Source organism: Mesorhizobium sp. M5C.F.Ca.IN.020.29.1.1 (assembly GCF_003997375.1).
GTDB classification, from domain to species: domain Bacteria; phylum Pseudomonadota; class Alphaproteobacteria; order Rhizobiales; family Rhizobiaceae; genus Mesorhizobium; species Mesorhizobium wenxiniae.
Genome location: NZ_RZSW01000092.1, coordinates 1 through 15,333, shown reverse-complemented (window position 1 = coordinate 15,333; position 15,333 = coordinate 1). Strand labels below are relative to the sequence as shown.

Sequence of the window (15,333 nt, the reverse complement as noted above, 5' to 3'; positions counted from 1 at the left end):
ATGTCGGCAGCGAGCGCGTCCGCCAATCGACTCGGCGCAGGTGGCATCGTCACGACGAGCCTGGCGGTGGCTCGTGGCGAAATGAATACTTCGTTGGTCATTTCGCCACGGCCGGGTCGAAGAAGCCGACGAGGTCGGGTGCCGATCTGGGTTCCCATTCCGGGCCTTTGCCGCCCTTGAGGACAGCACGCGACAGCAAGAGGTTGGAGGCGATGCAGCTTACCTCGGATACCATGACGCAAGCCGGGCAAGCGCCGCCCCTGGCGTCGCATAGGCTGCCCGAACCGCATCGCAACATGCGCGGATCGAGCGCGCGGCGCAGAAACTCATCGGCATGGTTGCGCCACATTGCGGAGATGTTGCCAAGGTCAGGGGTCATGCCTTTCCGATAGATCACGAAGGCAAGGTCCGCCGGGAAGATGTGCTCACCGATGCCATCGCGGTCGACGCCCGACGAATCTGCTAGCGAATGCATCATCTGGTGCGACAGGGTGTGGAGAAGTAGGTAAACGTACGCTGGCACTGTGCGCGGATAGCCGCCACTACCCTCGCGGTCCTTGAACATTTCGAGGAACGGGCCGAAATCCTCGTAGCGCTCCAGATAGCCTCGGCCGAGACCATCGTGGGGCACGTCAGTGACCATATTGGCCTGCAGCCAGCGGACCACTCTGGCCTCGTCCAGCTTGAAGTAGAGTGCCTCGTTCTGCTGCTGGGTCACGTATATTGGTCGTTTCGTGCCTTGGATCGGCAACTGGTCGAACGCCTTGAGGCGCACTGGCATGTCGACGCTCGTGCCCTGATGCTCACGCTTGTAGACGGGCGTCGCGGAAACCCGCGTGAAGCCGAAACTGAACTCGCAGATTGGCAGATTGCGGACGATCACCAAGCGTTCCATGCCCAAATGCGCTAGTAGATTTCCAATATTGGACTGGTAGCGCGCCTTGCGCTGGGGATCGTTCACGACGTCGGTCAATGTGATGTCGGGCTCCATCACGTCGACGGCCGCGTGTCGGGCCATAGCCTCTTCGATATGCTCGCGCAGGAACGCATCGTGCTGGATGGTGAGCCGGATCGGATTATAGCGGCGTGTCCAATCCTCACGCTGCGTGATGGCCCTCAGGACGCCTGCGCTGCCCAGCCTGCCGCGTTCAACAATGCCAGCAGCGAACCAACCCTCGCGCAACTCGTGTGCGCTATCGCGGTATGACCGTGCGCGTTCAGGACGACCGCTTTCGTCCGCGCGGCTAGCCATCTCGAGGAAGCTAAGGTAGTCGTCCCAGTCGCTGCGGTGCTTCGGGTCGGCCTGCACCGCCGCCCGCACCTCGTCCTCCGCTGGCTCGGCGAATGGGATGTTATGAATTTGGGCCAGCTTCGCCACCAGCTCGCCGACCCGTGGCGGCGTCATCAGCTCAACCACGGCGCTATCCTGGAATTCGATAAAGCTGGTGCGCTGTGGGTAGAAGGTTGAGTTGGCCCGGTACGACACCGGCAGCATATTGATTTCGATCCACTGGAAGGCGCGACCACTGGTATTCTGCTCGGTTTGCAATCGTGAAAGGACCTCGGGCTCGGCCTTCTTGAGCGGGCGCGTATCGCCACAGCCTTCGCAGACGTACCGCCATTCCGAGAAAACAGGGGCGTCGTTCCGCAGCTTGAAGCTGGTTGAACCGCAGGTGCACATCCTGATTTGGCGGGTGCTGCCGGTCTGCGGATCAAAATTGTAGTTGAACGGGCTGAGCGGCTGAATCTCGCCCGACCAGTGCACGTAAACGACGTCGATCTGGGTCCAGCGGGCATCGTGTCCATTGCACTTTCTTGGCAGCGGCTGCCTCGCCTGATCCGCGATGCTCTCGTATTCACGGGTCGAACCGCAGATGCCGCAGCGGTAAACGAGGGGATAGGGGACGTAGCCAACACGGTCTGGTCCTGTCATCTGAAAATCGCCCCGCTCGATCCGTACCTCCCCGGTCCGGGAATCGCGGAAGGGGGCGTCGAGGATGAGTTCGGGCAGGGCGTCAGGAACGGCTTTCATCGCCCGATCGCGCCAATTAGTGGCGAAGTCACTCAGATTCTCGAAGACGAGATCGATCGTCGTCCGGTTGAGCTGCTTGGAGATATCGTTCGCCAGTGGGACGGCGCGGCATATTCCCTTTCCCCCCTCCCACGTCATAAGCACTCCGGGTGCGTAGGAGCTGGCGAGCTGCACGCGCGATCGCGACATAGTCGGCGGCTCTAGCGCTTCCGGCTCGCGCCTTGCACCACCGAAGGAGGACGGCCGGCGGTTTGATGTGCGCCAGTCTCCGCCGGTGCCCTTACCCTCGCCCATCGTCGCCTCCGTCTGCATCCAATTCCGAGGCTGTGCCGCGTTGGGTCCTGATCGCCCGCATCACCTTCGCCAGATCCTGCCGATCGACATCGGTGGATCGCCCCCGCGCAAGGGGATCTCGCCCCGCGGCCACGATGTACCCTGCCTCGTCGACGTCGCGCAGCGACGTCATTGGGGGTCGAAACGCCGGCAAGTCGTCCCAATAGTCCCGCAGGCTGGCGATCGTGCCCCGACTCGATATGTCGCGTACGAACGTATCGACCTGCTTCTCCACCAAGGCACGGTAGAAGTCCTCGTAGTGTGGAGCGCCCAGCTGAGACGCGCCCTTGCCGGCGAAACCACTGGCGCGCAGCATGAACCCCCCCAACGTCTCGCAAAGCGCGACATGGTTGCGCTGCGCCAGGGTGGCGAACCGGCTGATCTGGTCCATGTGACTTACTTCCGCTTTCCGACCATCGTCTTGGGCCAGGAATTCGCGCGCCTCGCGCAGCATGGCCCATGCCTGAACATACGACGCCATGGTCCGCTTGATCGCGTTCTCTGCCCACCGTTCGACAGCGGGCGGTGCGATCATGCGCTCGAGGAATCGGTGGAAGATGTCATGGGTCTCGATAACGTAGCGATCGCGACGGTTCTGGGGCGTCGGTAGCAGCATCACGAACCCCACATGCGTGCGACCGACACGGCTCGACGCCTGGATATACTCTGCGATGTCAGAGGGCAGGCCAGCGAAAAACATGCTGTTGAACCGGTCCACGTCCACGCCGTGGCTGATCGCCGACGTGGCGACAATGTTGCGAAGGGTTGCTGCAATATCGGGATAGTCCCCACCGACGAACGACTTTTCGGCATCCTCCATGACCGCCTGGATGTCCTTCATGTCGATCCCACCCGATATCAACCGGCTCTCAAACGCGGCGTGGCTGCGACCGATACGCCTATGTTGGTGTTCAACTGCCGCACCCAACGCATCGATGATTTGATCGCCACCCTTCTTGTTGGTGACATAGGCGAGGGCGATGCGATGGAGGTCGACAAGCGCCATTATTTCGCCGGCACGGCCTTGGGCAACGGCGCGATCAATCGCCGCCCGATGCCAATCTCCAGCGACGCCCCGAGAAACCGCCCCCCGGATAGCCGCGATAGCCGCCGGGCGGCTGCCCGCGCCCAACATTCCATCCCATAGCGCGGTTATGATGCTGTGAAAGGCCGCCAGCACCCCGACCGTCGTGACCGTATGTGTGGCGTCGTTGGTCATGAGGGACACATAGAGTCGCATCCACGGCGCAGTTTGCTCCGGTGCCTGTGCGAACGAGAGGGATGCAGCGAGCGCGACGCGCCCTGCGTTTCCGGCAGGCGGCGCGGCGGGCTCCGCGAAGAACGAGTGGTAGAGGTCCGGCCCTGGATAGGGAAAGCGCAGAGGCACGCGCTGATAGAGTGTCTCAAGCTGGCGCTCGGGCGCCGAGATGGTAGCGGTTGCGGCGATGACCTTGGGCATTCGCGGCGCGCCCCACCCGTCACCATCCCAGCGGCGCGCGACTTGGAGCCCGTCACCGGCCATCTCGGCCACATCCTGGAGGATCGTCTCAAGCAGTGTGTCGAACAGCCCGCTGAAAGTGCCAAGACTTTCCTCAAGCAGGTGCGCCTCATCCTGGATAACGAGCGAGGGGAACGGGTCGTGGAAGACACGCGTGCCCTTGGCGTACGCGGGGAAGACGTTGGAGATGTCGTCTTCGGCGGGATCGCGGCGGAGGTCGTCCTCGCGTCGCGGGGTGTCGAGGTTGCCCCACCGGTCGATTCGACGGGCCAGGCCGAACATGCCGAGCACCTTGCTGATAGTAGCCGTGTGCTGGCCCAGCATGGCCAGCTTATCGACGGTTCCGAGCACGATAGCGGGTGCGCGAGCGTAAATTGCATCATCGGTCAGCAGGAACGGCAGCGGATGCCGCCCGCCATGCTCCCGGTTCCACTCGCAGCCGTCGTTGAAGCAGACGATCACCGCTCGCTTTCCGAGTGGCCCTTCGCCCTCATCGCGCCTCAGCCCGGTTGCTTCGCCGCATACGGGACACTCGGGGATCTTGTCATAGGCCTCGCGCGCCTCGACGTATCGGCGACCCTGAGCGCGCTGCTCGTCATCTCCCGTCGCACCGTCGAGTTCGCTATCGTCGGCGAACTCCCGATCGCTCGCCAACGGGATATCGGCGCGGAACGCACGGTAGTTGTTGGGTGTGTTCTGGTTTCCGACCCAGAACCCCATCTCGAACGGCCAGTTCCCCACGGCATGGCGGCGGCGCACGATTTCGGCCCGCACCACCAACTTTAGGAGACGCTGCGCTTGCTGAAGCGTTAGTAGGCGGAGTGGGTAGCGGATCATCGCCGTTATGCCACGATCTTTTCCGCGCAATCGGTCAAGAAACATGGCGAAAAGCAGCGTGCCGTAGAACGCCTCGGACTTGCCACCACCGGTCGGAAAGTACAGCAGGCTGACGCCGTCCTCGTCCAGCATCGGGTCATGATACTCGCGCCACTCCTCAATCCGGGAGCTGAACACCGGGACATGCGCGAGGACGAATGCCATCTGAAAAAGTCGCCAGCCCCGCTTAGGGTCGTGTGCGTCGCGTAGAGCGAAGGCCTCGTTGGTCATGATCCAGGCGCGCCAGGGAGCGGCGCGGGACTCAAGGGCCGCGCGATCCGCCCCGGCCAGCCCGGCCAGCATTTCATATGCTCTCTTCGAAGCGATCAGCATCTCGACGCCGCGTTCGATGTAGCGGGCCTCGGCGAGCTGTGCGGCAATGTCCTTTCGCAGACGTGCGGACTCAATCTCCGCATCGGCGCGATCCAGGCCCGCTGTTACCGTGTCTTTGAGACGAACCTCTTGCTCGTCGATCCACTTGACATAGGCTCGCGGCAACTCGAACAGCTTGGTCGCGTCGAACCCTGGGTCCTTCAGGATAGAGAACTGGAACGGTAGGTCGATCTGGCGAGCGACGATACGCGGCTGAGCGAAGCGTGGCGCGGCCGTCGTGGCGAGGCGTAGTTCGCCTGCAGCGATGTCCGCGTGAACACCGCAGTTTAGGCCGATCGCAGGATAATCAAGATGGTCGCGGAAGCGGTATGACGGTTCCACTCGGTCCAACCGAAGGGGCTGATGTGCGGCCTGGGGCAGATTCAACGAAAGCCCTGCGCCGAACACCGTGTTGCAACGACCTTGCGCATCTCGCGGCGTCGGCTCCGGGGACTGGTTATCTAGCATAACGCGCAGCGACAGGCGGCTCGGATCGAGGAAGTCTGCCTGCCGCTCCACCTTCAGCACCACTCGTGAGAGATCCGGCACAACCCGTGAACGGTCGACCGGTTGGGCTGCTAGCGCAGCCATGGCTGCCGTCCACCTTGCCTCGTCCAGGGTCTCGCCCGGTTGCACGGTCGCGTCACGCCAGGCTTCGGTGCCCCCGTTCCGGGTCACCCAGGCCTCGAGTTGCGCGCACACGGCGTTTGCAAGGATCACATTGTACGCATCGACCGTCGCGGTCAGCGTCGTGTCGTCTGCGTCGGTCGCAAACGCCAGAGCTGGAAGCGCAAGATCAATCCGACGCCATTTCCCGGGTATGGGTGCCGGGTCGACATGGTGCAACGGTATTGCGCGGCTTTCGCGAACGAGGCGCGCAATCGGTGCCGCCTGAGCGACGTTGTCGTCCGGGGTATTGGGATCACCGACCGCATCGTCGGGTGATGGCTCGGTGTTCAGCGGCTCGGGTTCCCCGGACAGCAGTTTGATGCCATGCGCCGCATACGCCTTTGTCCGGATCCCGGCGAGAATCTGCGCACGCTGCGCTCGCACCTTGGAACGCTTCGCCTCGTCCATTCCCTTCCAGTCGGGACGATCGACCCCTGCCGCCTGCAGCGCCGAAACGCGCTCCGTGCGGATCGCGTCGTCAATCTGCTGTTGGATGCTCTTACGCAGTCTGAAGTCGAAGTCGAGTTCGCCACCGCCGGCTACGAGATCCTTCCAGAGGGGGATGACGCGCACATAAACCGAGAACCGTGGCGTGACTTGGATGGTCGCACGAGCTCCGGCGCCCACGACAAAATCTACCCCGACAGCAGCGATCCGAATGTCCGATGTCTCGTCCACAACGCCGCCAACATCGAACCGTGGGAGCAGCTGCCCCGCGAACACGCCGCGACGGGGCGAGCTGCCGAGGATGGTGAGACCGCGCTCGTCGCCGCCGCTGACTCTAGCGACGAGTGCGTTGACCAGCGCGTCGCACACGGCCTCCTTGAGCTCGACGTCGATTTCACCCAGCTGCTTGTCCGAATGTCCCTTCACGTCACCTCCAAGCTCCGTGTTTCTGCCACGGTAGCCACGTGTTCTTCGGCCATGGCCCGGAGCGCACGAATGTCATCACTCCGGTTGCGATTGCTGGCGAGCGCGGCATGAGGGTCCGTCAGAATACCACGGAAAGCGTCGTGGAAGATGTTGCCCGAGCGCAGCCGATGCGAGCGCTGCGCAACCACGGCCCATAGCCAGAAGCTCTCCGCCAGCTTGGGGCCTATCCCGAGCGCACCGGTGAAACGCATGAACGTCTCGCGATCATGTGGCGCGTGCGGCACCACGTCGTGCAGTGGCTTGTCGAGCTCGTCGTTAAGATCCACCCAATAGCGTGCTGTTTCGATTGAAACACGCGGTTCACGCATCAGCGACACGACGACCCGCAGGCGTTCGTTGACTGAATCTCCGGCTATGGCGCTGAAGCGGCTGGCGACCTGCAGATGGTATTCGCGAATTTCGGCCGCAGCGGTAGCGCGGACATTTACGAGCGTGCGCGCCCGCTCGACAAACCCCGGTCCAATCACGCAAACCTCTTCGCCCTTGCGAATCTGCGAGGCCGGTCGTTCGATGAAGGAGGTCGTCGCGGCGCTGTCGTTGCGCAGGACGATGCCTGTCGATGCGCGTGCGATGATGCGCTGTCCGTTGTTCATGGATATTTCAACCAGACGGCGCTCGCCTCGAGAACCTCCGCTGAGGTCGACCACCGACCCCGGCGGGAACTCGATGTCATCGGTAGGCATCTCGGAATCAAGCTGCACAGCGTGTCGCCCGATCTCGCTGACGCGCGCCGTCGCTCGGGCAGCGAAGGCTCGAAGCCGGACGGCAAGCGCGGGCACGTCGATTTCCCGCGCCAGCCGGTCGGCGTCCCTGGCCGCGAAAGCAAGCGTGTCCGCGTCGGCGAGGATCACGACGTGCTCCGGCAACCACGGCTCGGCCAGCGTCGCCAAGATGGCAGACCTCGTCGGTGCGACAATGATGGCACGCTTGAACTGATTGCGCAGCGAGCTGGGCATCGCCGTGATGGTGCTCAGCACGCGGGCGCCACCGACGCGGATTATCCCGGCATCGAGCCGCTCCGTCAGTTTTGGATGCGCGGCGGACAGCCGGTCGGCCGCGAACTCCGCCACCATGTCAGAACGGAAAACGAAGGCTGATCGGGAACTGGAGCGAAGCGCCGGCTGTATCGCCTCTGCTAGGAGTGTCGACATCGGCGTCGCCCGCTCAAGGGAACGCATGACGCCAATCGTCTCAGCAGTGACCTGCGCCTCCGCGTCCGCCTGGCTGGCAAGGCTGCGAGGGTCGGAAAGGGACGCGACATCTGCCGCAACGCGATACGTCGCCAGTCGATCGTTCGCGGTCGCGGTCGATGTTTCTCGCTCGAGAAACCGACTAAGATCGGCGATAGATCCCGGCAGGCAGGCGGCGCGCCGAACTGTGGCGATCATGTTTCGCGCCGTCTCGGCCCCGGCCGGATCCCCCATCTCCGATAGCCTGTGCGCGAGTCCCCGAAGCCGCTCGATATTCCGATCGACGTCGCCAAAAAAACCATCGATTTCTATCCGCGCACCGCCCTCGAACTGGAGTTTCGGTTGGTTTGTGTCCTGAACGATGCCGGCGATAGGCGAGTAGACAACGTGTCCCAGGGCCGGTGTCACCTTCGCCCGGTTTGCTTCGTTCCGAGAAGCTGAAACCGGGCAGTTTGGTATGTCCACGGATCATCCGCCAGCACAAGAATGCCGGCGGTTGGATGGACCTCGCGCATGCACTCGATCATGTCGCCAGCGTGCTTCAGCCAATTCCATCCGAGCCGGTCGCGCGCGGTCCGCGACAGGTCAAGGATCAGGAGGTCGGGCGCCCTCGTGATCCCCCTCAGCTCCATGCCGAGCCGATCCCCGGCTCGGATCGTGTAGAGATAGTATGCCGCGTTTGAGGGGTTGTCCGCATCCCCGGATCGCTTGTGCGTCGCGATGTCAGTCTTGCTCCGCGTTCGCCAAAGTAGCGAGCTATTGGAAGGTCGCTCTCCTCTCGCCGGACCGTGCGGTACAATCTCGTCGAGGATCGGATGTTCGAACTCGGCGTAGTCCCGACCGTCCGAGGCTCGGCCTGTCAGCTTGCGGACACGGGCCAGAACCTGGTGGTAATCCTTTGCAGCGTCGCTCTCCCCATCCAGGTAGCGCTTCAGGTGGTCGAAGTGCACTTCGCCCACACCGTGGCGATCAACCTGCACGGCGCGTGCCTGCGCGTGTGTGCTCCGGGCATAGGGGAATACGACGGCGCGCACGTCGTCGGCTCTTTGCCGACTGAGCGAGCGTTCGTTCTTGATTGTGATTTGGACGGGCTCCGCACTGCTGATGGCGGCAATCGACAGCAGGGAGACGATCGCCGAAGGCGACATGCGAGTCGGGGGCCACGGCATGATCACCTGCGCCGATCCGTTGCTCGCCACCTCGGCGGCCGATCGGACGAGCCGTTCGTAGGCCGGTGTGAGCACAACCGCTTCCGGCGATCCAAGTCGATGAAGCGGCTGCCCGGCAAGAGCCTCCATATACCGTTCGACGTTCCGCGGCGGTCGCTGGACAGGTTCCGGCGCCAAGACCGTTTCCGCCGCTCGCCGCGAGACCATCGACGATATCTTGGAGGTGAGACCTGCCCGCTTATCCAGCTGCGTCTGGCGCTGCAGGGCCCGGTCCTTAAGTTCCGTGCCAGGTGCGCGGTCAAAGGGTCGGTACCGCGCCATCACGTCTCAACCGATTCTTGCTGACTGCGGTATGCGGTCAATGCTGCGGTTTCCGCATCTCCGTCGGCCCCGCGGAGCGCAGCCGAGAAGGCCGCCGGCGTTGGAAGATCAAGTTGCCGAAGCAGCGTGACAGAAACCGCTGCCGTTCCAGACACACGGCGGTATCGCTGATCGACGGCACTCGTGTTGAGCAGTTTGACGGCGAGGGCAAGCCGTTTGGGGCTCTCGGCGGTGAGAACGATCGTATGATTTTCAGTGACGAAACCGCCCCATCGCATCACAACTGCAGGATCGACGATTGCCGCGATGAGCCGTCGCGGCTGCTTGTCGTTTGTCGTCCGCTGCATGACGGCCGCAGGGGTTCGGACCACGGCTGCGCTTGCTTCTGTGAAGGTCACGAAGTCCATCTTCGTACCCTGCTTGCCTGCGGGTCGGCACACCTGCCCCGCTCGAACGTTCTTTGCCCATACCAACGGAAAGCCGTCCAGATGTCCGAGCTTCGTCACAAGCCTGGCCCCTTCGCGATTCCAGACGAAGTATCCTGCCTTCGCGGTCACGCCATAGTCGGCCAGCGTCGCGCCGCCGATCTTTTCGGGGTCGACCGGCGGGAGCGGCCAAGCGTCTTCGGACTTGGCGGGAAGAACCTGCGCGACAACGGTCGCCGCCGGCGACGTTGTGCCGATGATTGGGAACCGAACCTTCACATTGGGGCGATGTGCCATTCCCTTGCGTGCTATCAGCACGCTGATGTCCTGGGCCACGTCGAGAAAGACCCCGTCGCGACCCGCGATCGAGCCGATGGTAAGGACCTCGCCTTGCGACCGAATAAACTGGCGCATGCGATCATAGAGCGGGCCTGACCGGAAGCTCGACGGGATGACGAGCGCCACAATGCCGCCGGGCTTCGCGTTGCGGAAGCAGAGTTCGGCAAATAGGGCGTACTTGTTTATGTGCCCCCTATGCGCGACCCGCCGCCACGCATTTCCGCGGACCTCCTCCATCGACATTCGGCCGTAGGGCGGGTTCGCGATGACCAACCCATAGGAGGCTGGGATCGGCACGCGCAGCGCGTCCCCTATGAGAATCACATCCCGCGGTAGGGGCGCCTTCAGCCGTTCGGCTATCAGCCTGCGTGACAGTGTGGCGAGGCCGGCGTCGATTTCGATTCCGTTCAGCCGGTAGGCGACCTCCTTTGCAGCGAGGCCCGCTGAGGACATCCGTCCAGCGATCGTTGAAAGGAAGGCCGCGCCACCCGCCGCCGGATCGAGGACGTCATCACTCGACAGATCAAATCCAGCCTCGATGGCGAAATCTACAACCGCGTCTGCAACCGTTGGGGGGGTAAAGTAGGTGGCTTGCGACCGCCGAACCTTGGCTGGCAATATAAGCGTGTAGAGCGTCCCGATCCAGTAATGACGCTCGTCCACTGGTAAAGCATGGAGAGCCTTTCGGAAGGGCTCGAGCCGTTCGTCCACGCCGAGATCCGCAAGCAGATCGAGGCATGCATCGGCACGTGTCTGCGGTGACGTGGCCGCACGCGCCAAATCCCGCGCAGCAAGGCGAGCACGGGCGAGCAGCGTCGTCTTGCTCGCCTCCGCCTCCACGCATCCCCCTTTTCCCACGGCCCCAGCCGTCCAACTTCACTACCAAATTAGAGCGACGAAACCCATAGAATAACACTGTGCATGCCAGATCAATTCTGCTGCAGGGATTACGGGCTGGGGTTGTCTATTCACTCTTTCACCGCGCTCCTCAAATACATGTTTTCTGAAGGGCCTCGTCGTTGGAAAAGCCGATTTGTCTGGCCATCATCAAGGTATCGAATGAGCAACATGCTGCGATCGTCTCTCTCGCTTCTCGTCGGCTGATAGCGTCGATCGACGAATTCCAATTGTTCGGCCAGATTCAATTCGGCCCAGAATCCATCTGTCGCCGCGACGAGAGAGGCACCGGCAAGTTCGATCTCGACCGCATCGGGCATGATGAATTCTCGAGATCGGAAGCTCCGCGTCAGCCGATGCCGTGCGCTGACTTTGGCGATTTCATCAACGGGCATCTCACCTAAAGCGTTCGCAAGCGTGTGCGGTTGGGTCAGCCATTGAACGGGGCCTTTTTCGTCGTAGCGTCCAAATAAACAATCGCCGGCGTGCAAAACGAGAGCCCGCCCTGCTGCATCAAAATGGGCGATCCCGTAGCTGGCCGTATCCGATGGGAAAATTTTGGACAGGGATTCGTGTGTTCGGCGCAACTGCGCTGTCAAAGTTTCGACTGTTATCTCAGCGGCCGATGCGACGTACCAATCGATCATTTCGCGGGTGATCTCGCGAACCAACTCTCCGCTCGTGGGTGTCGATGTAGAACCATCCAGGACGATGCATAGGATAGTGTCAGCGCGTTTACCGACACCCGCATAGTCGCGGTTGTCCGGAGTTCTTGTGCCCTGCTGGCTGTGCCAATCGACGTCAAAGCCCACGTCAGCCACCGCTGGTATATTGGCTTATCGCAATAAATCGCTCGCGCACTATCTCGACTCGGCCTTGGGGGCCTCTGATATTTCCTTCCAGAAAGTCATCGAAATCTGGAGCTTCAAGCAGAGCTTTGACCTGGTCACCGATGTAGCTGCGGACGTCATCGTCCGCGGCTCCGAGCTCTGCGACCAACTCTTCTCGGCCGTCGACGATCAAAAGTATGTCCTCGGCATCCCGGCTAGAGAGCAGATCGTTCGCACCTCTGCCAAGATATGCCTCCAGCTTCGTCGCGACGAAAAGTGCGGGTGTTAGGAGGCGGATGATGAGGTTCTCGTCCAACGGGTAGTCGACCGCAGTCTCGATACCGCTTTCATACCAACGATTGCTGAATCCGAGGATTTTGGGATCGTCTGGCATGAAATCGACTTTGATCTCGCCGAGATGCATTCGGCAAATGACACTGTCGTTGGGTGATTCCGAGAACCCTCGCTCTCGAAGCTGTTCCAGAAGTTGCGCCCATTCCGAAAAGCCGGCCAGATCGACAATTAGGTCGACGTCGTCAGTCGCTCTGACATCCTCGAGCGTGATGGCATCGGTGATGAAAAGAGCGGTCGTACATCCACCGACGAATACAAGTCGTTTTCGCAGGTCATCGCCTAGAGCTTCCGCGACAGCCCTTAGCATTGCTAGCAGCTGGCCTCGGATGGTGGTCATTTCTTCGCGAGCCTTTCCGAAAGACGCTCAGCCGCGAGGCCAGCTTCGCGCTGGTTTCCGAGTCGTATTGCGTCCGCAAGGGCAAGATACTCGTACAGGCGATTATCCTTTTGAACGGCTTCAGGAACGCTTTTGAACAACGGCGTCACCGATTGTCCCATGTCGCGGCCGCTGGCATAGGGCCACACATAGATATAGCTGCCGGCGCTTATCAGCGCGTTCTTTAGGACGGGCGCCGCAAATGCGGTAGGGATTCCGCGCTGCATTGCTCCGGGCTTCGCTGGAAAAACGAACTTTAACCCGTGCACGATGAAATTCTGCAGGATCCTGCGGCTCGGCTTCGCTCGGCCCGTATCTCTGTCCTTAGCCGCGATACCGGATGCAAGACTTCGATTGATGGATGCATTGACCTCCGTCTTGCTTATGCCAAGAGAAGACTCCAGATTGCGGACAGAATATGGATCCTCGCCCTGCGCTTCCCGGCGCAGAATTTCGACACCTTTTTCTTTTTCCTGCTCCTGGAGGCTGATGAGCTTGAGCAGTATGACAATGTCCTGGCTTTTCATTCGATTCTCGTCCGCTGTCCTCTGTCCGAGGACTAAGGACACCTACACGGGCCGTGCCGTCCTGTCAAAGCAGGGATCGAGAATCCAAAACGGCTCACCATGGCCGGATCGCCGGTCACAAAGCGGTCAACATCGACAGATCTCCCAACACCATCAGGAACACATAGGCCTATCGTGGCCAGTATGGCTCGCTTATCGCGATCAGCTCCGGCAACGATTCCCGCATCTGATCTCCGCTGACAAATCCGCCGTAAGGCGGGACCCTTTTTAGGGTTTGGACTACGGCGTTCGCGAGCACACTGCCTTCGCCGCCTTCAACGGCATTCCTGACAGACCAGGCAAGGAGATCGGCTGCTTGCAGCGGAAATAGCCGCTTGTCGGAGCCGAACGCTGGAGGGGCTCCCAGAAGCTGCACCTTCTCCGGCTCCAGCGCCAGCTTCAGCACATCCCACCACCCCACCGCGTCTCGCCCTAACAGTCCTTGTTCGTCGAATACGAACTCGACCTTCGTGTCGCTGATATCCAGCGTCCGCTTGCCGAGCTCTTGGACAAAGCCCAGGGTCAGAACTATGATCTGATTGAAGAGCAAAAAGTAGGGATTATCGAGTTCGCGCCAAGGCGAGGCTCCTCTGATGTGAGTGTCAAAATCTTCCTTGAAGACCATCGCAGAGATGCGAGCGACAGCCCACCTTTCCGCCACCTCGGCGAGCTCGAAAACCTTCTGATCCCGGAGGGGCCCCGGCCAACGGTCGAATTGTCCTCGCAGTGAGATTGCCTCGCTCATTTTGAAGTAATCGATAGCGGGGTCCTTGTTCAAAACACCCTGCCATTCCGCACTGAATCGCTGCCAACTTACGCCCGGCGCTAGAAACCCGCCAAGGGCGTAAATCCCCTCGCCGCCGTGACTCCCGCTATCGTCGAAATACCCTTGTAGTAGTATCACCACATGACCTTCTCTACTCCGAGTAGTCTATCGATCCGCGCGGGATGCCAAAAGAGCGACATCGTTGATCCTACGAGCACATCGATCGCATCAAAGTGAAGACGCAGGATTTCCGGAAACGACGTTTTGCGAAAGTTCGCTCACCCCTCGGCCGAATTTCACGTCGCCGCCCAATAGGTATTCCGCAGGCCGCCCGATCCGGTCAGCGCTTCCGGCCCTCGACTTCCGGATCCACCGACTCCATCGCCACTGCGATCTCGACCAGAATGGTGTCGCGATCGCCCGCACCGGCGGAGGCCTTTTCGACGGCGTCCTCCCGAGCGTCACCCGTCCAGAGCCCGATCACGTCATCGACCAGCCAGACCGCCAAGCTCCTGCCTAAGCGGGCGACCCGGTCAGGATGTATATGCCGCTCTTTCACGATTACGCCAAAGCGATCGACCAGGAGTTGCGCCGGCGCCACCGGCATCGTCACGCCCAATGCCGGCGGACCGAGCGCCAGAAGGAAGCTGGAACTGGTCTGATTTGCGATGTCCTCCATCTGGCTCATGTTGACCGCATAATGCTCGCCCTCGAGCGGCGTGCCGCGTCGGAGGCGCTTCGCCTGGATAAGGGTCGCTCGTTGGCTGAACGGTGGCTCGGCGCCGCGGCGCGCGCGCAAGATGAGGGTCACATCGGCCGAGAAGCGCCGGTCTTTCACCAGACCCGGATCGCCCTCTTCGGTCTTACCTATGACACGGTGGGAGAGGGAAATCGTCAGGCGTTCTCCACGATCGGTCTCTCTAGCCAGTATCGCCGCCCGTTCGGTCACCTGCTCGCACGCTCCGCGGAGTCGCTCCAGCAATTTCCCAACGAGGTTCTCTTCTCCGCTCGATGCGGTCGACGACACCTCCGCGGCCATGCTCGAAGCAGCCCTATCAAACGCCGTGCGCAGAAGCTGCTCCAACCGCGCATCGCCCAGCCAGGTGCGAGATGCTGGGAGGGACGGGCTTGCGACCACCTCAGGCCCATTCTTCGTGAGAAGCGCCTCCAGCGAATCGGAAGTCTTCACCAGAAGATCGAGCGCGGACTGGGCTCGCAAAGCGACAAGCCGAGATGGGTGTGATTGAAGCGGCTTGATGCCAGCGACCGGATCCGAATCGTTGATCTCGAGCGCAGTAAACTGTGCGAACAGATCTTCCCGGGCATGCGCGAACCACAACAGCGCTTCCGTCGCTGCTTCCTTGAGCGCTGTATCCCCGCCGATAGA

General features: G+C 61.6%; 10 protein-coding genes. All 10 read right to left on the bottom strand.

What is annotated here, in order from left to right; translation table 11 throughout:
* Positions 1–97: 97 nt before the first annotated feature.
* Positions 98–2,326 carry a DUF1998 domain-containing protein gene (locus tag EOA85_RS10385; RefSeq protein WP_245485675.1) on the bottom strand — a complete coding sequence of 743 codons (2,229 nt, stop codon included), beginning with the start codon at positions 2,324–2,326 and terminating at the stop codon, positions 98–100.
* Positions 2,313–6,653, bottom strand: coding sequence for a helicase-related protein (locus EOA85_RS10380; RefSeq protein ID WP_127209343.1), 4,341 nt, complete (start codon positions 6,651–6,653; stop codon positions 2,313–2,315). The genes EOA85_RS10385 and EOA85_RS10380 overlap by 14 nt, the downstream gene beginning before the upstream one ends.
* Positions 6,650–7,786 (bottom strand): hypothetical protein, encoded by a 1,137-nt coding sequence (locus tag EOA85_RS38065; RefSeq protein WP_206523280.1) that lies wholly within the window; start codon positions 7,784–7,786, stop codon positions 6,650–6,652. The genes EOA85_RS10380 and EOA85_RS38065 overlap by 4 nt, the downstream gene beginning before the upstream one ends.
* Positions 7,787–8,307: 521 nt before the next feature.
* The gene (locus tag EOA85_RS38060) at positions 8,308–9,201 is read right to left on the bottom strand and encodes a hypothetical protein (RefSeq protein WP_206523279.1); all 894 of its coding nucleotides are present in this window, start codon (positions 9,199–9,201) and stop codon (positions 8,308–8,310) included.
* A gap of 191 nt (positions 9,202–9,392) precedes the next feature.
* Entirely contained in the window at positions 9,393–10,997 is a 1,605-nt protein-coding gene (locus tag EOA85_RS10370; protein ID WP_127209342.1) for an N-6 DNA methylase, read from the bottom strand.
* 128 nt (positions 10,998–11,125) lie between these two features.
* A complete protein-coding gene (locus EOA85_RS10365; RefSeq protein ID WP_164759586.1) occupies positions 11,126–11,866 on the bottom strand; it encodes a protein phosphatase 2C domain-containing protein in 741 nt (246 codons plus the stop codon).
* 1 nt (position 11,867) lies between these two features.
* A complete protein-coding gene (locus tag EOA85_RS10360; protein ID WP_127209340.1) occupies positions 11,868–12,575 on the bottom strand; it encodes a hypothetical protein in 708 nt (235 codons plus the stop codon).
* Positions 12,572–13,141, bottom strand: a complete 570-nt coding sequence (locus EOA85_RS10355; RefSeq protein ID WP_127209339.1) for a hypothetical protein — start codon at positions 13,139–13,141, stop codon at positions 12,572–12,574. The genes EOA85_RS10360 and EOA85_RS10355 overlap by 4 nt, the downstream gene beginning before the upstream one ends.
* A 169-nt stretch (positions 13,142–13,310) precedes the next feature.
* Entirely contained in the window at positions 13,311–14,084 is a 774-nt protein-coding gene (locus EOA85_RS10350; RefSeq protein WP_245485676.1) for a DUF3800 domain-containing protein, read from the bottom strand.
* A gap of 202 nt (positions 14,085–14,286) precedes the next feature.
* Positions 14,287–15,333: hypothetical protein (locus EOA85_RS37395; protein ID WP_164759585.1), on the bottom strand; the 1,047-nt coding region annotated here is incomplete at its 5' end.